Annotated in this window: 1 protein-coding gene; it reads right to left on the bottom strand. The window is 50.4% G+C overall.

Annotated elements, in window-relative coordinates; genetic code table 11:
- Nucleotides 1–262: 262 nt before the first annotated feature.
- A partial coding sequence (locus ACO0K2_RS19700) for an energy transducer TonB (protein WP_423021763.1) occupies nt 263–570 on the bottom strand: 308 nt, incomplete at its 5' end.

Here is a 570-nt window from a genome sequence, read left to right as displayed (position 1 = left end):
GCTGGTGCTGGTGCAGAAGCTGCTGGTGCTGCTGTGGTCGCTGCGGAAGCAGGCTCATCAGCAAACACTGGAGCAACAACAGTAGCGCTCAATGCCAGGAGGGCGGTCGCCAGAAATGCAGAGAAACGGGATTTCATATTCATACTTCCTTACTGTATTAATTGGTTTTGGTCAGCCCGGAGATGAACTCCGGGTTATTTTTATTTACGTTACATCAAACATACTTTTAAAAGCTTGCGCAGTGAGCTACGCGCACTTTTAATTAGTCAAGCTTCCACACGTACTGCACTTTCGTCCATGTTGGCTGCGGTTTGCCGTCCACGGTACCTGGTTTGTTTTTGCAGGAGCCCGACATCAACTGGGCACGAACTGCATTGTCCAAACCGCGGAAACCACTAGACTTATCGATCTTGACGTCTGATACGGCGCCATCGGCACCAATCAATACGGACAAGAGGACTGTACCGGTCTCTTCATTACGTAAAGACGCACGTGGGTACTCTGGTTTGCAACCAGCAACGTTAAAGTCGATCACCCCTGGTACCGTCACAGGGCCAGTTGGTTTTGCTG

The organism is Undibacterium sp. MH2W (assembly GCF_049340215.1).
Lineage (GTDB): Bacteria > Pseudomonadota > Gammaproteobacteria > Burkholderiales > Burkholderiaceae_D > Undibacterium.
Note: the sequence above shows the minus strand (reverse complement) of the source record. Positions and strands in the feature narration are given on the sequence as shown.